Origin of the sequence: Polynucleobacter sp. 15G-AUS-farblos, assembly GCF_018882445.1 — a bacterium.
Classification (GTDB): domain Bacteria; phylum Pseudomonadota; class Gammaproteobacteria; order Burkholderiales; family Burkholderiaceae; genus Polynucleobacter.
In genome coordinates this window covers 82,188-102,523 of record NZ_JACVOM010000001.1, presented here as the reverse complement: position 1 = coordinate 102,523, position 20,336 = coordinate 82,188, and the positions used below count along the sequence as shown (strand labels likewise).

The window sequence follows — 20,336 nt, the reverse complement described above, 5'->3', positions numbered from 1 at the left end:
AGGCTGCAGATTCATTAACATCTTCACGGTTAAAGGAGTGAGCGTAAGTTACATTTTTCAAGAGATGATTATGTAATTTGGAATCATCTGGCTTGACCCAGTCAGCCTCAGCTACCTCGGGCTAAATTCAAAATCACTTCATTATTTTTCAGATTACGGAAAAAGGCCCATTTTTTTGGCCATTTTTTGGCATTTGTTACCCCTAGGGTGAATTCAGAAATCCCTCCTAAAACGCGAAAATTTCATCTGTCGTTTTACTAGTAAAGACCTACGATTTGTACATTGATTTGCTTACAGGGTCGCTCCTTGTAAAAAATTCTTCTCAAGATTCGCATTTGCAGAATCCAATCGCTAAACGCGTAGCAATTTTTTTATTGCTCGCATTAGCGGCCTTGTTGCATGTCAATTTTTCGTATGCACAAACGGTGAATGTGAATATGAATCCTGGTGGCGGTAAAGTCGTCGCCGGAACAGCAGTCATCACCCAATCTGGTCTGCAAACAAACGTTAATCAAACATCTCAAAGAGCAGTCGTAAATTGGGATAGTTTTAACGTGGGCAAAGATGCCTCTGTCAACTTTAATCAGCCTAATAGTTCTGCAGTTACTTTGAACCGCGTTATCGGTGCATCACCATCAGTCATTGATGGTGCAATTAAAGCCAATGGACAGGTCGTTTTAGTCAACCCTAATGGCATCACTTTTGGTCGTGGTGCACAGGTGGATGCAGCCGGTGTTGTGGCAACAACCATGAACATCTCGAACAAAGATTTTATGGATGGTAAATCCACCTATAAAGGTGACGGTACTGGCAAGATTTTGAACGAAGGAACGATCACTACCAATACCAAAGATGGTTACATTGCATTACTCGCTCCAGAAGTGCGTAATGATGGTTACTTAGTTGCCAAAATGGGATCCGGAACAGTGGCTTTAGGTGCTGGCAAACAAATCACTCTGGACTTTAGAGGCGATAGCCTCATCTCCCTCAAGGTGGACGAGTCGACTGTTAATGCCCTGATCGAGAACAAGCGCCTGGTCAAAGTCGAGGGTGGCTTAGTGATCATTGCTGCAGGGGCAGCCAATAATCTCATGGGCTCGGTCATTAAGAACACTGGCCGTATCTCTGCTTCTTCAATGCAAAACAATGGCGGTGTGATTGAGCTAGTAGCGTCAAACATCACCCAGGCTGGCACGATTGCGGCTAATGGCAAAGCTCAAAACGCCGATGGTGGCAAGATTACCCTGCAAGGTGAAGACATTACTTTGGCTGATGGCTCAAACACCAATGCCAGAGGAACCGCTAATGGTGGCCTGATTAACGTCGGCACTACAAAAGTCACCTTTACCCAAAATCAAGATGGCACCCGAAGTAACGTTCAAGCTGAGAACTTAGCCAAAACCACAACAGTTCAAGCTGGCGCCACAGTCGATGCCTCATCTACCAATAAAGGTAATGGCGGTGATATTAATATCTGGTCAAGCATCAAAACCATCGTAGCGGGTACCTTTAAATCTCAAGGTGGCGCCCTAGGAGGTAATGGCGGCTTTGTCGAAACCAGTTCCTCAGGCGCATTAGAGATCCTCAAATCTACAGTGGTGGATGTCACAGCAAAGCTAGGTAAAGCAGGTCATTGGCTGCTAGATCCGGAAGGCATGACCATTAGTGCATCAACCGCTAGTGCGATCTCATCCGCCTTGGCAACGTCAAACGTCACCATTGAAGTCAAGGGTGATTTAACGGTAGCTGCTGGCGCAGCGATTGCCCCAAGTAATGGAGCTGCGACCACTTTAACGCTCAACGCTACAGGCACCATTACGAACAACGGCACCATTAGTACCAGTAGTACTGGTAGCTTAGTGACCAACTCGGCAGCTTTATCCCTAGCTGCTGGTAGTACTACCTCCGCCAACCAGATCACGGCAACCGCTCAGGCGGTTACGGTTAATGGGGCACTCTCCTCAACTGGCGGCTCAACCGGTTCTATTAATGTCACCGGCGGGGCAATTATCGTGGCTGGCAGAGTCAGCTCTAACGGCTCATCTACCACTGGTAGCGCTACTACAAGCAATACCGCGACGACTAGAACCAGAGAAGAAGAGTTAGCAAGCCAAGCCCCAACGACTCCCGCATCTACTGGTACTAACAACACAACAACGGCAACGGCAACGACTGCAGCAGTAGCGCAAACGGCTGCTAAAGCGCAAGCAGCAGCTGCAAGTACTGCAGTGGCTGCCACAGTGGCAAGTAATAATGTGACAGCGAACGCCGCTAAGGTATCTACTCCAGCGGTAGTAAATAATCTGGCCAATAACGCTAATGCGGGATCTGCAGTCATTACGCCAGCCGTTAATGTGGTGAACCTCGTAGCCCCTAATGCAGCAGTCCTAAACACCAATATTGCCAATGCTGCTCAGGCAGCAGGTCAGGGAACGACCACCATTATTAATGTGGCAAGTAGCGCCAGTGGTTCAATTCCATCCGCACCAAGTACACCAATAGCAAGCCTGACCTTTACTGCGCAAACACCAAGCCAAATTGCGCAAACAGCTAGTGCAGCCACAGCAACACCGAACACTGCTGGCGGCACGATTACTTTGACTGCTAGCAATAGCGTGACTGCTACCTCAACTGCCACGATTACCGCTAATGCAGCGCCAGCTACAGCCGATCAACCTGCTATTAGTTCAGCAGGGGGAGCAATTAATATCGCTGCTCCACAGTTAGTGACCCAATCTGGATCAGTTATGCAGGCCAATGGCAATAATGGCCCTGGTGGAAACTTCAATCTGCAAGCGACTCAGCTCTCTATTGCAGGATCAGTGCAAGCCAACGGTAATACCGGCGGTACGATCACAGTAGTAGCAAACAGTAGCAATCTTCAATCTGGATCTTTAATCCAGGCAAATGGTAATAACGGCCCAGGCGGCGCAATTACTCTACAAACCATTAATAACCAAGTTATTAATAATGCCCAAATACAAGCTAATGGCTCTGGTAACGGCGGCAATATTCAAATCAGCACCACATCGGGTGACATCAATTTACAAAGTTCTACTATCCAAACTAACGGTTCAAATGGCCGTGGTGGACAGATTGGAATTGCAGCAACGAATTACACCAGTATTGAATCATCCACAGTAGAGGTAACGGGTTTTAATCAAGGTGGACACATCCTCATTGGTAATGATGCGAAGAGTAACACCCTGCCGTTCTCAATCTTCACTAACCTTGATGCCAATAGCATCATCAAGGCAAATCAAACCAATCCACTGAACACTAACGGCGGTGGTTTTATCGAAACCTCCGGTCAGGCTATCAGTCTGCTCTCCAGTATTAATGCTGGTAGAGGGGGGATGTGGTTATTGGATCCCTGGGATTATGAAATTGGCAGTAGGGAAGCAAGCAGGATTCGTAATGTACTGAATAATAATGAATCCGTAACCATTAAAACAAGCGATCGTTCAGCGTTATCTGGTAGTAACAAAATTGATAGCAAAGATGATTCTCGCTTGGGGTCTGATTCGATCACCATTGATAGTGATATCTCCTCTACGGGATCTGGATCATTAACCTTCATTGGCTCCAACATTCGGCTCAATGCCAATATCACCACTGCTGGTAAACAGTTCTACACTGGCGCAGTAATTCTGCGCGACGATGTCACCCTCAGTGCGAGTGAAATTACTACATCCAGTACGGTAACGCTTAGTAGTTACGACCTTACGCTAATTACAAATGTACTTACTTTAGGCGGAAATGTAACAGGTAGTAGCGGCAGCTCGCTTGCCATTCGCCCTAGATCTAACAACACAATTGCAAGTATTGATCTTAATGGAAACATCACTACCTCTGGTAATCAAACCTACACCGGTGCAGTGACCTTGGCAGCCAACACTGCACTGACCACCAATAATGGCAATGTGGTGTTTAACAATGCGATTACCGGATCGGCCAAGAATCTCACGATTGCCACCGGTAGTGGCGCTATTACCTTAGGCGGCGTTGGTACTAATACTTTGTCGATCGGCAACCTCATCCTCAATAGCACTGGCGCTACTAGCTTGGATGGTGCAATCTACGCGGCAAGAATTGAGACCGACTCCAGTGGAGCAGGGTCTGGCAGCATTGCTATCAATGGCGCTGTAGTAAATACCGGCGGAGTACAGATCTATCGTGAGGCGATGACCCTAGGCGCAGCAACCACCTTGACCGGTACCACGATCACAACCCAATCTAACCTTAATGGCGCTAACCATAGCCTCACTATCAACGGTAATGCGGTCTTTGGGGGCTCTATTTCGAACGCAGCTGCTTTGGATGTATCGGGCACTACCAGCATCGGCGCCAACATCACCACTTCCGGTAATCAAACCTACACTGGCGCCGTGACCTTGGCAGCCAACACCACACTGACAACGACGAACAATGGCAATGTCACGATGGGCGCTAATGTCGATGGCGCTAGAACGCTTACCATCAATACCCACGGCACAGGCGATGTCACGATCGCTGGAGATCTGGGTAATAGCACACCATTGACTAGGCTGACAGTTAGTACTGATGTTCTGAATGCCACCACCTTTAGATTAGCTAGTAACAGCGCGATCAACATTACCAACAGAGATGCCTCTACTATCAGCGGCATCATCGCAGGATCGGGTGTCGCGCTGACTAAAGCTGGGGTAGGCACCTTTACTCTCGCCGGTAACAACTCCTACAGTGGCGATACCCTAATCAATGGCGGTACCCTGGTGTTAACCGGTAGCCTAGCTACGGGCGCTGATGTGGTGATGAGTAATGCAGCTATCTGGGATCTGCAAACTTCTCAAACCATTAATAGTCTGAACATGTCCAGCGGCAATAGCATCATCAATACTGCAGGCACATCAAGCCTCACCGTCAGCGGTCCATCGACCTTAGCAAACAACATCACCACTTCCGGTAATCAAACCTACACTGGCGCCGTGACCTTGGCAGCCAACACCACACTGACAACGACGAACAATGGCAATGTCACGATGGGCGCTAATGTCGATGGCGCTAGAACGCTTACCATCAATACCCACGGCACAGGCGATGTCACGATCGCTGGAGATCTGGGTAATAGCACACCATTGACTGGCTTAATCATCGATGCCGGTGGAAATGTGAAGATAACCGGCTTTATCAATACTAGCGGCTCCTCGAGTAGTTCTGGAAACGGTAATAATGCTGGAGCCGTAGATATCAAAGCTAGTGGAGCCATTACCCTTAATAGAATCACCTCTAATGGCGGCGCATCAACGTTTAAATCTTCAAGGGACGATGATGACGATGATGACGATGATGACGATGATGACCGTCGTCGCAAAGAAAATGATTCAGCTAGAAGTAGCACTAGGTATGTGGGTGGCAATGCTGGCAATATAGCATTGCGGTCTAGTTTCCTTGTCATAACCGGAAACATTAGCTCTATAGCTGGTGCTAGCAATACTGGATCTAGCGGTCAAAGCAGTACTCTAATGATTGACAATAGTAGTAATGGCTCTATTGATGGGGTCATTTCTGGTCCAGGCCTTTCCTTCATTAAAACAGGTGCTGGCACCTTAACTCTCGCTGGTAACAACACTTATAGTGGCGCTACTTTTGTTAGCGAAGGTGTTCTGAGTGTTGCCACCATTGGTAATGGTGGAGCTGCTGGTAATTTGGGTGCAGCGACCAATGCAGCTACCAATCTCGTGATTGGTAATGGTACTTTGCAGTACACCGGTAGTACTGCATCAACCGATCGCGCCTTTACTCTGACTGCAGGTACCACTGGCACAATTGACGTTACAACAGCGCTGACCAATCTGACTATCAGCGGATCATCAGCCACTACAACTGGTGGCTTAACTAAGATTGGATTAGGCACTCTAACTTTAAGTGGTAACAACACCTACAGCGGTGACACCACTGTAAATGCCGGTTTAGTCATCGCTAAGTCAAATACTGCCTTAGGCTCTGGATTAATCACCATTAACTCTGGCGCTACTGTTGATCTACACGGTAACTCACTAGCCAATCATTTTGTTTTATCCGGCAGTGGCATGGATGGCAATGGTGCCTTAATCAATAGCGCATACCCAACAAACTCGGTACTGAGTGGTACGGTAATTTTAGCTAACAACACGAGCATTGGTGGGGCTGGCAATATTGTCATCAACGGCGTAGTGAGCGATGCTTCAGCCTATCGCGGAGTATTACTCAATGCCTTCTTGAGATTGATTGGTTATGTCTCTGGTAGCTATAACCTATTAGGCGCCAGCCTGACAAAAGAGGGTGACGGTAGGCTGACCCTCAGTAATAGTAATAGCTATAGTGGTCGTACCACTATCAATGATGGCACCTTGGCCATCACAAGCGATAGCAGCTTAGGATCTGCACCACTCTTATTAGCAAACCCAAGCTTACTGCGCTTAAATGGCGGCACACTCCTTGCCCTGCAAAATCTGAGCCTCAATACCAAGCGTGGCATTACTTTAAGTGGCAGTGGCGGCTTAGCCGCAGCCCAGAACGCTATCTTCACCATCGGCTCCGTGATTACCGGTGATGGAGAGTTAGTCATTAATGGTGACTCACTTGGCACAGTGCAATTATCTGGCCGTAATACCTATACCGGTGATACCACTCTATTAGGTGGCACATTAAAACTGGGCACTGCTAATGGCAGCAGCTTTTTAACTGGAAGTTATAGCGCTCTAGGTCGCAACACGGCTTTATTGATCAATGGCGCCACTCTAGATCTGAACGGCTTTAATCAAACGGTAAGTGCTGTTGAGGTCGGCATTTTAGGTGGCTCCATTATCAATAGTGTAGGCACTAAGACTTTGACGGCTACTGACTTTACATTTAATAACACTGAAAGCTTGAATGTGAGCGCCATCTTAGGCGGCAATGGCGCAACCTTAAAGCAACTAGGCTCTGGCACCACCACGCTGTCAGGGGCAAATACTTATAGTGGCCAAACCACTATTAATGCCGGTGCGACACTCGTCTTAAGTGGCTCTGGCAGACTCTCTAATTCCTCAAGTATTCACCTAGATGGTACTTTGGATCTCCAAGTTGGCTCAGCTACTCTAAATTCATTAGTAATGAGCCCTACTGGTTCTATCATGAACTCTACTGTTAACTTAGATTCACCCATCAATACTGACCTCGTATTAAATGGTGCAACTACCATAGCCAATGCGATTGTTATTGGCGGTAGCCAAACCTATAACGGACCAGTGACTTTAGCTGGATATACCATGCTGGGTGGTAATTCAATTCATCTGAACAATACCGTTGATGGCGCATATCAGCTAGGAATAATTGATAGTGGTATTACAACCATTAGTGCTGCCATCGGTGCAACAAACCCATTAAGCACGCTTACTATCGAATCTGCCAACATCAAACTAAATGGCGGTAGCATAAAAACTGTAGGAGATCAGTTATATGGTGGTGCGGTAACTCTTGGTGCAGACATCATTTTTACCGCTAGCAGCGGTAATATTCAATTCTCTTCAACAGTGGATAGCTTCGATACAACTCCATATAGCCTAACGATAGCCAATAGTTCATATGACTCAATGTTTGCAAGTGCAACTGGCGCTACTAATCCACTAAATACTTTAACAATTAGCGGCAATACCATCCTTGGTGGCGATGTTAATACTGTTGGGGACCAGACATATAACATCAATGTGACCTTGACAGCCGACAGCATTAGTCTGAATTCCAATGTAAATGGTGGCGCGGGTAATGTCAGTATTGCTGGGAATATTTCAGGTAATGCTACTCGATCAACCATACTTGAGTTATTGGGGGGTGGTAATTATCTGTACAGTACTAATGGAGGATCTACTTTCATTGATGGTGTTGCAACAGAAACTCCAATATCTTTAACTGGTGGAAGTCTGCAGTGGGATGGTCTTGCATATACCTGGATACCTAATTCATCATCAAGTGCACAAATGCTCTTAGTCGCGGGGGGTGGTGCAGGGGGTACTACATATGGAGATGGCGGTGGCGGAGCGGGAGGTCTCATATTCCAGCCTAACTTTAGCTTTAATTCTGGCATTACCTACCTGATATCAGTCGGAAATGGTGGAGTAGCTACATCTCGAGCAGGCGGAAATGGGGCTAATTCTTCAGTGATTTGGACCACAAGTTCTCTAATTGCTCTTGGCGGTGGCGGTGGTTCTTCATATGACTCCTTGCCTAACACTGGCGGCTCCGGTGGCGGCGGGCGTATTGATAATAGTTTCCCAGGCACCAGTCCAGGCGCCGCCTCTGCAGATCCTGCACAAGGAAATGCTGGCGGTATTGGAGCGCAAAGTCCATTTACCCGAAATGCTATGGGCGGCATTGGTGGTGGCGGTGGCGGTGCTGGAAGTGCCGGTATTGATGCGGGATTAAATACGGGGATTGCTGGTAACGGAGGATCTGGAATTATGAATCCAATTGCCGGTTCAAACATTGGTCAATTAGTTAATGGCCAATACTATCTTGCAGGCGGTGGCGGCGGAGGTTCTGAAGGTGATCGATATGGTGAAGGCGGGCTTGGCGGCGGCGGAGTTGGTGGTGCCCAAAATTCTGCATCTAGTGGGTTCGCAAATACTGGTGGCGGTGGCGGAGGTGGTGCATACGATTCTCTGGGCGGAAGTGGTGGCTCTGGTGTTGTGATTTTTGGGGGTACCTCACTCACTATTAATTCCGGAGCGGGCAAAGTGACGCTTGGTGGCAATACTACAAACCTTGGATCACTTACGATTAACTCGACCAGTGCAGAAAATATTGTTAATGGAGCAATTGCCGGTAATGCTAATTTCACGGTTTCTGGGCTGGGCGGCGTCACTTCTATAACTGCTGCCAATACCCATACAGGCTCAACTAATATTAATACCGGAGCTACCCTTGTAATCAGAGGTTCTGGCTCAATTGCAAATTCATCCGCAGTGAATTTAGAGGGCGTTTTAGATCTTCAAGTTAGTTCAGTAACTTTGAATTCATTAAAGATGGGAGCAAGTAGTTCGATCATTAATACTGCAGATGCCTCAAACCTAATACTTAACGGACCAACTTCTATAGAGAATACGATCACTACGGTTGGATCCCAAACCTATAACGGACCCATAAGATTATTAGGCGATACCCAATTAACTGGTAATGAAATTCATTTCAATAACACCATTAATGGTAATTACACTTTATTGATTAGTGATACAGGCACAACAATTATTAGTGGAGCAATTGGCTCCTTAACACCCTTGAATGCAATTTCAATTAGTTCTACTGGCTTACTAATTGCTGCAGACATCATCACAGCAAATGCTCAAAAATATAATGCTCCAAGTATCACATTGGCTGATGGGGTTGTATTAAACGGATCCGGTGGATCAATGACGTTATTCACTGATGCTATCAATGCGAGGGTTGGCACACAGATCTATAGTGGTGATGGCACTCTAGCAATTAATACCTACACCCCAGGAAATGCGATCAGCATAGGTGCCGGCCCAATTACTGATGCATTATCGCTACCAGTTTCGCTGTTCTCTGGTTCAAGCCGCGTCTTTGGTGAGACTTTCTCCAGCATTACTATTGGCGATAACACTAGCGGTAATATTTATATCGGTGGAGTAACTTCTTTTGCTAACTCAGTCAGCATCCTTAGTGGTGGAGACATCAATATCCAATCAGGAGCATCTATATCTACTAGCACTGAAGGAGGCCAATTGGTTTTATCTGCTTTTGGAAACTTCATCAATCTAGCTGGTTCTGAAGCATTAACTTCCAATGGTGCTGGCTCACGCTGGATTGTCTATAGCAACTCGCCGGCTGGAAATGCTTTTGGCGTTGGCTCTTATTTAACTAGTGGAAATGATGCTTATTGGGGAAGTGATATTGTTTCATTGCCACCAGCCGATGTCGGTCCAGGTAATCACTATGTATTCAAAAATAGTCTTACGCTGACTATTTCATTGAATAATGATCCATCTAAAATTTATGGCAAAACTATAGATTTAAGTAATTTTGCATCGCTTTATACCGTCACTACAAATGCTGATCCCGCTAGTTATCATGATGTCTTTACTAATTCTGGACTAGGTTCAATTTCTTCAGTTAGCATTAGTTCAGATGGATTTAGTTCGGCTGCTAATGTTGGCGGTGGAGAACTACAAAATGGAGGTAAATATCTAGTAAGTTTGAACAGTGCCGACGCCACTGGCTATACAGTTAGTCTTGGCAATGCGACAAGTTATTTAACCATTACCCCTGCGACTGCCTATGTGAAGATTGGGGCTGACCAGTTCAGCACTTATGGCTCAACACCCTCTATTGGCTACACTTTTAACTTTAATAGCGCAGGTACTGGAGACTCAATTTCCATATCAGATGGTTTGAGTGGAAGCGCTATTTTTACTAATGCTCCAACATCATCATCATCTGTAGGAACTTATTCTCTAACGTATGCCAGTGGCTTAACATCAACAAACTATATATTTAGCCCTAGTTCAAGCCCGGTTGATTACCTAGTTAACAAGGCACCATTAGCAATCTATGTAACCGGGACCTACAATTCAACAACAAACTATACCAGTACTAATGCCAACATTAAATTAGCTGGATTGGTTGTGGCTGATGCAGGTGGTGCTGTTACTAGTGTCAGCGTGAATGATAAAAATGTTGCATCTGCCAACTACGTCACAGCCATTAATGCATTTAGTGGCTTTAATATTAATAATTATGAAATCAATCCGACAACAAACAATTCATTGTCAGGCTCAACACCGATAGTAGGTGTAAACAGCTCAGATAGTACTAACTTAGTAGTTTTAAGTAAGGCAGCGCTCTCTATCGAAGCGCTTATTCCCGATGGGCCTAGGATTTATAAGGGTGAGGCTTATAGTAGCTCATACAGAATGAATTCCCTAGGTAATGACGCAGCCGGCATCACGGTGACAGGTATGGCCACAGGAATTAATGCAGGTACCTACACCTCTAACCTAGCTGCATCAGGCGCCGTGCTTGATAACTACCACGCCCCAGTAGTCACTAATACTAATTTGGTGGTATCGCCCAAACTAGTGACGATTACCAATAACCAGAGCACCAACACTTATGATGGGATAACGACTTATTCCACCTTAATGGCCAATGCTGGTTATTCGAATAGTGACCTAGTGGGCTCAGATGCCATTAACTCCGTAGTTCAGACTGCAACTATTGCCGGCAATGCAGTCAGTGGAGTAGCTCAAGCTGGAAGTTTCACCTCAACTCCCGGTGGTGTAAGTCTATCTAATGGCAATATAGATAATTACAACTTCTCTTATGTTGGGGTTTCAAGCAATGCTGTTGCTAAAGCGACCCTTGCGATTGCTGCAGTAGAAAGCTTAACCGGCAATACTTATAAAGGAAGTGCCTACACCGGAACCTATACGACTAATGCCCTAGGTAATGACGCAGCCGGCATCACGGTGACAGGTATGGCCACAGGAATTAATGCAGGTACCTACACCTCTAATCTGTCTGCAACAGGTGCTGTGCTAGATAACTATCATGCCCCAGTGATTACCAATGCGAACCTGGTGGTTTCGCCTAAACTAGTCACAATTACCAATAACTCAAGCACAAGTACCTACGATGGTGTGACTAGTTACGCTAATTTAATAGCGAATGCTGGCTATACCCGCAGCGACTTAGTAGGTTCAGATGCTATTGCCTCTGTAGTCCAGACTGCAACGGTTAACGGTAATGTAGTCAGTGGAGTAGCTCAGGCTGGAAGCTTCACTTCAAATCCAAGTGGAGTGAGTTTATCCACTGGCAATATAGATAATTACAACTTCTCTTATGTTGGGGTTTCAAGCAATGCTGTTGCTAAAGCGACCCTTGCGATTGCTGCAGTAGAAAGCTTAACTGGCAATACTTATAAAGGTAGCGCTTATACCGGAACCTATACTACTAGCGCCCTAGGTAATGACGCAGCGGGCATCACGGTGACTGGTATGGCCACAGGAATTAATGCAGGTACCTACACCTCTAACCTAGCTGCATCAGGCGCCGTGCTTGATAACTACCACGCCCCAGTAGTCACTAATGCTAATTTGGTGGTATCGCCAGCGCCTCTTGGTATTGAGTTGTTTGGTGTCTACTCAGGAACCCGTAATGTAGTTCCTACCCGCTATACTCTAACTGGTCTCGTTGATGGCGATAAGGTAAATTCAATTTCAAGTGCCAATTTAGCAAACGCAAATGTTTTATCTAATGGTAGTAATTATGTGACGTCGATTACTGGTGTAGCTGGTACTGCAGTCATGAGTAATTATTACATTACAACTAGTTATAACGCCACTCCGAATACCAACACTACTAATGCTGCAACCATTACCCCTGCAAATTTAGTTATTTCTGCAGCTCATGATGCAAAATTTGTCACTCAAGCTGACATCGCTGCATCGGCAAATAACTGTGGCGTCGGAATTTCCTGTATCGGCGGCTATATGGGCGTCACTTACAATGGTTTTGTGAATGGCGAAAATTCTTCGATATTGGCTGGCATGCCATCTATTATCCGAACTAATTCTTCTGAGAATTCAGCTGGCGTATATACCAATGTATTAAGGGCTAGCGGACTAACTTCATCTAATTACACCATCTCTTATAACAATGGTGATTACATCATTGCCCCTGCTAATACTTTGCTTGTTCGCATCACACCATCTACAAGAAATTATGGTACTGAGCCAACTTACACTGCTAAAGCTCAATATTTAGATTCAGATAACAGAACTATTGTTGATCTAACGCCAGTAGTAACTGGCTCTCGTATTAGCGTTGTTGATGGCGTAGGAGGAGGGGCTAACTTCAATTTGGTATTGTCAGGCGCAACAAGTAGCACGTCCGGCAATACCAACGTGGGCGGATACAACTTAACACCATCAAATGCAGTAGTTATAGGAAATAATTTTAATTCCTTGATGGTGGTTGGCTCCAATACAGTAATACCTTATGTATTACAACCTAGTGAGCTGGGGATCTCTGGGGTGGCTAAAGTTTATGACGGTAATATCAATATCGGAGGGTTGGTTATGAATGTTGACCCAACTCTATCCAGTATTTTAGGTAGCGGTGCCTCTAAGGACAAGGTCACTATTATTGGCTCTGGAACATTTGATAACCGAAATGTTGGCGTTTCTAAAGCTGTTGATATCAGCCTAACTTTAGCCGGAGTCGATGGTGGTAACTATGTTCTTGGTACCAATACTTATAGCTCGAATATCGGAACGATTACACAGCTTAATTCGGTAAGTTATGTTGGTGGCAATGGCGGAAAATGGTCAACTCAGTCTAATTGGGCGGGTGGTGCAATTCCAACCCTCGGTAACGTTGCTAATGTCTACATACCAGTTGATAGCTCAGTGGTTTATGACGTATCAGTTGTTAATGCTGCAGGTGCCATGAGAAGTAATATTATTAATCATGGTATTTTGACTTTTAATGAGTCAGTGGATACTACTATTGCGAATACATTAAGCGGTAGTGGCACATATGCACACGCTGGAGCGGGAGTTTTGACTATATCAGGCAACAATAATCAATCAAACCCAGGAATATTCACAGGTAAGATTTCTGTCAATAGCGGGAAAACGCTGATGCTTGATAATGCGGATGCTTTGGGAAGTGGTTCAATTTTGTCTGATAACGCCAGGGTGGGGGTAACAGACGGCACAATATTAAAGTCCCTCACGATTTCAGGTCCTGTGAGCTTAATCACAAACATTAATACTGTAGGTGCTCAGATTTATAGCGGTGCCGTAACATTAAGATCAGGAACAGCAATAGACCCAATATTGATGAGTAGTGGAAATTCTGACATTACTTTCTTGGGCGCTCTCAATTCTGATTCAGAAAATCGCTCATTAACATTGAATGCATTACTTGGAAAAATAACCTTTACCGATACTGTGGGTTACCTATCTCCTTTAAGAGCTATTAAGGGCCCAAGCATATTTAATTTAACGGTGAACTCAAAAGATATTCTATTGAAGGGTGATATCTATACATTGAGTGCACAGATATACAACGGCGCAGTAGTGATTTCTGATAATGGTACCAATGGTTTGACCAGAATTCTTTTGTCGCAGGACCCTAGTATTGACTTCCTAGGAACCATCGATGATTCTACAAATGTCACTCATACGCTAAGCGCTAAAGCAGTTTCATTTGATGCAAATCAATTGCCTAGTATTACATTTAGAGGGGCAATTGGATCAATAGTGCCTCTAGGTGGCCTTATTGTTGCCACAGAAATGCGTCTTGATGCCAATCCAGATCCAGGTAAGCCTGGAGTCCCATCGGGTGTAATTACGATCGGTGATGATATTAGCACCATTGGACCCATCACCCTTACGGGGGGTGGTATTACATATGATCCCGCCCCTGGAGCGGGTCCAATAATCTTAACCTCAAAGAATGGCCCCATAGAATATTTTGGCCCTCTTGGAGGTGGCAACCCACTTGATGGACATGCAAAGACCGGCGGGAATAATGGTAACAATGGAATTAATGGCCGCGGGGGAAATGATTACGCAGAAAATCTGATTCGTACCATTGGTACAAATATTGCAGGCAACTTAGAATTCTCTCAAACAGCAAATCAGGAATCTACAAAATCCATTTTAAATTCTAATATAACTACTATTCAGCCATATGATGTCCGATTATCAGCTTACTTCGAGGCTCGAGTGTTGGTAAGTGAACCTGAAAAACCCATTCCATGTGAGTCAGTTGCAGAGGATGAGTGTAGCTCTAAATCATTTAATTGAATTAGTTAATTAAAATATTTAAATGTCTATAAAGCAACTAAACGCTACTTATCTTCTTCAAGAAGACCGCATCCTATTTCGGATTAATACTGAAGAGAAGGCTGAATTTGGATTCCTGCTGACTCGCCGGGTAACTCTATTTATCTTGGCTGCTTCAGGTCATTTGGTAGAGAAGCAACTAGAGCAAAAGCACGATCCTGAAACGGCTAAAGCGGTTGCAGACTTTGAGCAGAAAAACCTCGTGAGCTCTAATCTCAATGGCCCGGAGTTTGAAGCAGGCGAATCATTCCCATTAGGAAATGCACCTATATTGGTTCTAGATGTGACTTGTGGAATTGCAGAGGCCGAAGCACCCAATGAGCAGCAATTCTCCATTGATCTGGTGCTGGGAAAAGATCAAAGCATTAATCTCAAGCTGCCTAAGCCAATGTTGATTGCTTTGCGCCTGCTATTAGAAAATCTCTGCGATCAGGCTTCATGGGGTAGAGCAGTCATTACTTCATCTGCACCAGAAACATCGGGAACTATTTCTGTGGATACGCCAAGTAGCTCAAGCACGATCCATTAAAAAACCACCTTGTAAGATGGTTTTTCTTTAATCGCGATTGAGATCGATTGGTGCTTAGAACGGCAATTTTGCATCCGGTTTAGCCGCCAATAGGGCTGTTTTAAATTCACCCTGGATGCGAGCAATCGCTTCATCACTATCCGCCTCAAAGCGCATGACAACAACTGGTGTTGTATTTGAAGGTCTAGCTAAGCCAAAACCATCGGCATATTCCACGCGTACACCATCAATCGTATTAATGGCTTCCGAAGTGGGAAACTTGGCGTTTGCTTTAATCTTTTCTAAGATGGCAAAAGGTTCGCCTTCTGCACAGGCTAGTTGCAACTCAGGCGTGCAAATGGCATTCGGTAAATCATTCAAGGTTTTATTCGGATCTGTTTCTTTGCTGAGAATCTCTAACAAGCGTGCGCCAGTGTAGAGACCATCATCAAAACCAAACCAACGGTCTTTAAAGAAGATATGACCACTCATCTCACCAGCTAATGGAGCGCCAGTTTCCTTGAGCTTAGCTTTTACAAGGGAGTGACCTGTTTTCCACATCAGCGGCTCACCACCATGCTGCTTAACCCAAGTTGCTAAATTACGTGTGCATTTCACATCATAAATAATTTGACCGCCAGGATTGCGTGAGAGGACGTCTTTGGCAAAGAGCATCATTTGACGGTCAGGGAAAATCACTTGTCCGTCTTTAGTGACCACACCTAAACGGTCTGCATCACCATCAAAGGCTAAGCCGAGTTCGTTATCGGTAGTTTGCAAGTTTTTAATCAGATCCTGCAAGTTTTCTAAATGGGCTGGATCAGGATGGTGATTAGGGAAATGGCCATCCACTTCACAGAAAAGTTCTTGAACCTCGCAACCCAGGGCTCTGAAGAGTTGACCGGCAAATGCGCCACCCACACCATTGCCACAATCTACTGCAATCTTGATTGGTCGAGCTAGTTTCACATCACCGACAATGCGCTTTAAATACATTGGGAAAATATCAAAGGTTGAACGGGAACCTTGACCACTGGCAAATTGCTTTGCTTCAATGCGTTTACGTAAAGCTTGAATTTGATCGCCGTAAATAGCAGCGCCGCCCAAAACCATCTTGAAGCCGTTGTAGTTTGGTGGGTTATGGCTACCCGTAATCATGATGCCGGACTTTGGTTTCTTGCCATCTAAGACTTGATTGGCGCCAAAGTACACCATCGGTGTAGCAACCATACCGAGATCAATTACGTTAATGCCAGTAGAGAGCAGTCCTTCTGTCAGCGCTTCAATTAAGCTGGGGCCAGAAAGACGTCCATCGCGTCCAATTACCACTTCGGTTTCACCAAGATCACGCATCTCAGTGCCGAATGCTTGGCCAATCAATTTGGCGATCGATGGATCTAATGTTTCATCGATGATGCCGCGAATATCGTAGGCTTTAAATATAGAGGGAGATAGTTGCACTTTAGATTCCAGTATTTATTATTGGGCAATTTCGATAATTGAATTTAATCCTTCACAAGCCTCATGAAATAGGGGGGCAGGCAAAGTTTTCCATGGATGTGGCCTGGCTGATCGCAGGCGCCAATCAAATGATTTAGGTTGGTGAGTCAATATATAAACTGGTTCACCGCGACTAACTGAGAATTTAATCGCAAATGGATTGGTTTCATTAGATTTAGCATGTGTCATTGGAAGTCCAATAACAATACCAGTCCTCTCATTAAAAGTTTTCGGTGAAATGACGAGCATTGGATGCTCATCTTTCATTTCATTTCCAGTTTGTGGATTAAAGTTAATCCAAATCATGTCCCTACGCTCAGGGGCCCAAGACTTTAATTTTTCCACCATTAAAGAATTTCTTTCCCTACTGCCATTGTTGCCATAATTTCGCCGCTATGTTTTTCTGGATCAAAGGCTTTCAATTTTTGATTAAGGCTAAGCTTAGGTTTGCCAACTACTCTGAGTAGTACTCCATTTTTAACAACCTCTACAGAAATAGGAACCCCTTGTGATAGGTGGGCCGCCTTAGCAACTGGAGAGGTGATCCTGACCCCTAAGCCATTACCCCATTCTTGTACTGTTTGCTCTACTTTTAGTGCTGGAGCCATTTTAACCTCCTCTAAATGTTATGTTTAAACAAGTATAAACATTTAGTGAAAAAAGTCAAATGTAGCCAGAATTTGATAGTTAACTTTTTAAGGTTGATTAAAAAGATTAATACGCTGCGCAGTAATGGCATCAATATTGGAATCTGCCTGCACTGAAGTAGCATCTTTGAGTGCTGCTTCAATTGGCGTAGCCAAGACTTTGCCTAATTCAACGCCTGGCTGATCAAAGCTGTTGATATTCCACAAAGCACCAAGCGTTGTGGCACGGTTCTCATAGAGTGAGAGCAGAGCGCCCAAATAGAAGGCGTTTAACTTTGGCAGAATTAATAGATTGCTAGGGCGTTTGCCAGGATAGGTATTGTTTGGGTTATCTGTTTGTTTGCCGTTGGCTAAAGCTTGGGCTTGGGCTAAACAATTCGACAGCAAAATGCGATGATGTTCTTTGGCCTCAGGCAAATGACTCATTGGTTCACGAATCGCAATGAAGTCAATTGGAATCACTTCTTTACCCTGATGCAAGAGTTGAAAGTAGGAATGTTGTGCATTGCTACCGGAGCTACCAAATACCACTGGGCAAGAGAACTTCACTGGCTTGCCATTGCGATCTACGCTCTTGCCGTTACTCTCCATATCGAGCTGTTGCAGCCACTTAGGAAACCAATCTAGGGCATCAGCGTAAGGGATCACTGCAAAGGACTTGATGTCATGCTGCTCTTGCTGGTACAGCAAAGTTAAAGCCATGAGGACTGGCAAATTTTCTTCAAGCGGAGCTGTGCGGTAGTGCTGATCAATTGCTTGAGCACCAGCCAAAAATTCTTTAAAAGTCTCAAAGCCATATTGCAAGGCAATTGGTAGGCCAACAGCAGACCATACAGAATAACGACCACCTACCCAATCCCAGAATGGGTAAATGTTTTCTTCTTTGAGTCCAAATTCTTTTGCAGCAGGTACATTGGCAGTGACTGCAAATAAAGCATTGTTGATTTGGCTCTCAGTACGTCCGCTATCTTTTAACCAGCGGACAACCGCTTTAGCATTCTTGGTGGTTTCTAAAGTGGTGAATGACTTAGAAACAATAATGACGCGGGTGCTGTGAGGCAAAGCGCGTTGCAAAATACGACCCAGTTCTGCGGTATCGATATTGGCTAAGAAATGCATGCGCATGCCACGACTCTCAATGTCAGGAACATGTGCTAAAGCTTCAATAGCTAGACGAGGACCAAAATCAGAACCTCCAATACCAATATGAATGACATCGGTTATGCCGACCCATTTATTGCAGAGCGCCTCAATGCGATGCCAAACTTCAGAAACCGCAGGCATGACATCTTTGCCATCGACTATCACAGGCGATTTATCTAAGTTACGCAGAGCCGAGTGTAGGGCGGGGCGATCTTCAGACTGATTGACGTGCTTACCTGCAAAAATGTCTTGAATAAACTGCTCAAGCTTAGCGCTGCGGGCTTGGGCAAATAGTGATTGCCAGGCTTTGGCGTCGATACCTTGATAGGCGCTATCTAGAACGATATCTGTGGCGCGAAAGACGGATTTTGAGGTCTGTGAAGCAGGATTTAAAGACATTCCTAGATTTTATCAAGAACTAGGGGTCTAAATGACCCAAACCCCCTTTAAACCACTGAAAATGTTACGATTTGTGCCTATTCATAGTAATAAATGCTATTAAACAAGTCAGGACCAAGTAGATGGAGCAGGTTGATTGCGTCGTTATTGGCGCAGGGGTGGTTGGTTTAGCGGTTGCCCGAGAAATGGCCTTGCAAGGTCGAGATACGATCCTTTTGGAGCGTGAAAACGCCTTTGGCACCATCAGCAGTGCCCGCAATAGCGAAGTCATCCACGCAGGAATCTATTACCCCAAAGGCTCTATTAAGGCTCAGCTTTGCGTTCAGGGCAATCGCATGCTCTATGAGTATTGCCGAACTCATCAAGTTAGTACCCAAGCCTATGGAAAATTGATTGTTGCTAGCGATGATTCACAGTTAGATGATTTGCAAGCAATTCTCTATAAAGCACAAAACAATCATGTGCCTGATATCCGCATTATTTCTGGCGAAGAGGCAAAAACCTTAGAGCCCCAGCTGCACTGTTCTGCAGCTATCTTGTCGGCATCGACTGGCATTGTGGATAGTCATGGTTATATGTTGTCTTTACTAGGTGGCTTTGAGGATGCTGGTGGCATGGTGGCATACCAATCTCCACTGATCAGCGCCAAGGCACTTGGTACTAATGCAGAAAATGGTTTTGCTTTGGAAATTGGTGGAGCCGATGGGATGCATATTCAAACTCGGCTTCTGATCAATTGTGCGGGCTTAAGTGCGCCTGCCATCGCGCAAAGAATTGAAGGTTTATCTGCTTCTCAAGTGCCGAAGGCCTATTTTGCTAAAGGCAATTATTTTTCGCTTTCTGGAAAATCACCCTTCACCCATTTGATTTATCCCATTCCTGAGCCTGGAGGTTTAGGCGTGCACCTGACTTTAGATATGGGTGGTCAAGCTAAATTTGGGCCTGATGTGGAGTGGCTGGATATTGAATCTGAGAATCAGATTGATTACACGGTAAATCCCAAGAGAAGCGAAGGTTTTTATGAAGCGGTTCGCCGCTATTGGCCAGGCTTAAAAGATGGGGCCTTGCAGCCAGATTATTCCGGCGTCAGAGCCAAAATTGTTCCTCCGAATGCCCCGGCAGGAGATTTCTGTTTTAACGGTCCAAGAGAACATGGCTTACAAGGCTTATTCAATCTCTATGGATTTGAGTCCCCAGGGCTCACCTCGAGCCTAGCAATTGCAAGGCATTTAGAGGGCCTAATCAAAAGTTCTTTATAATTTAGGC

The 20,336-nt window shown here is 45.1% G+C and carries 7 protein-coding genes; 3 read left to right on the top strand and 4 right to left on the bottom strand.

Annotated features, from left to right (window positions below):
- Positions 1–335 precede the first annotated feature (335 nt).
- Together ICN41_RS00445 and ICN41_RS00440 are read left to right on the top strand one after the other, a co-directional pair.
- Positions 336–14,834 (top strand): S-layer family protein, encoded by a 14,499-nt coding sequence (locus ICN41_RS00445; protein WP_216290856.1) that lies wholly within the window; start codon positions 336–338, stop codon positions 14,832–14,834.
- Between the two features lie 22 nt (positions 14,835–14,856).
- Entirely contained in the window at positions 14,857–15,402 is a 546-nt protein-coding gene (locus tag ICN41_RS00440; protein WP_216290855.1) for a hypothetical protein, read from the top strand.
- Positions 15,403–15,456: 54 nt separating this feature from the next.
- Here the strand turns inward: ICN41_RS00440 and ICN41_RS00435 are convergent, their stop codons facing one another.
- The 4 genes from ICN41_RS00435 to pgi form a co-directional block, all read right to left on the bottom strand.
- A complete protein-coding gene (locus ICN41_RS00435; protein ID WP_216290854.1) occupies positions 15,457–16,842 on the bottom strand; it encodes a phosphomannomutase/phosphoglucomutase in 1,386 nt (461 codons plus the stop codon).
- Positions 16,843–16,860: 18 nt separating this feature from the next.
- A complete protein-coding gene (locus ICN41_RS00430) occupies positions 16,861–17,229 on the bottom strand; it encodes a type II toxin-antitoxin system PemK/MazF family toxin (RefSeq protein ID WP_216290853.1) in 369 nt (122 codons plus the stop codon).
- Entirely contained in the window at positions 17,229–17,489 is a 261-nt protein-coding gene (locus ICN41_RS00425) for a PbsX family transcriptional regulator (protein ID WP_216290852.1), read from the bottom strand. Before ICN41_RS00425 ends, ICN41_RS00430 begins: the two co-directional genes overlap by 1 nt.
- An 87-nt stretch (positions 17,490–17,576) precedes the next feature.
- Complete coding sequence (pgi, locus tag ICN41_RS00420; RefSeq protein WP_216290851.1) at positions 17,577–19,070, bottom strand: glucose-6-phosphate isomerase; 1,494 nt, start codon at positions 19,068–19,070, stop codon at positions 17,577–17,579.
- Positions 19,071–19,192: 122 nt separating this feature from the next.
- Between pgi and ICN41_RS00415 the strand changes: the two genes are divergently transcribed.
- Positions 19,193–20,329: an NAD(P)/FAD-dependent oxidoreductase gene (locus ICN41_RS00415; RefSeq protein ID WP_216290850.1), complete on the top strand. Its 1,137-nt coding sequence runs from the start codon at positions 19,193–19,195 to the stop codon at positions 20,327–20,329.
- The last annotated feature ends 7 nt before the right edge of the window (positions 20,330–20,336 follow it).

Excerpts from the sequence above, each read along its gene's own strand:
- ICN41_RS00440 (WP_216290855.1), top strand. The coding sequence starts at position 14,857 with ATGTCTATAAAGCAACTAAACGCTACTTATCTTCTTCAAGAAGACCGC.
- ICN41_RS00430 (WP_216290853.1), bottom strand. The coding sequence starts at position 17,229 with ATGGTGGAAAAATTAAAGTCTTGGGCCCCTGAGCGTAGGGACATGATT.
- ICN41_RS00425 (WP_216290852.1), bottom strand. The coding sequence starts at position 17,489 with ATGGCTCCAGCACTAAAAGTAGAGCAAACAGTACAAGAATGGGGTAAT.
- pgi (WP_216290851.1), bottom strand. The coding sequence starts at position 19,070 with ATGTCTTTAAATCCTGCTTCACAGACCTCAAAATCCGTCTTTCGCGCC.
- ICN41_RS00415 (WP_216290850.1), top strand. The coding sequence starts at position 19,193 with ATGGAGCAGGTTGATTGCGTCGTTATTGGCGCAGGGGTGGTTGGTTTA.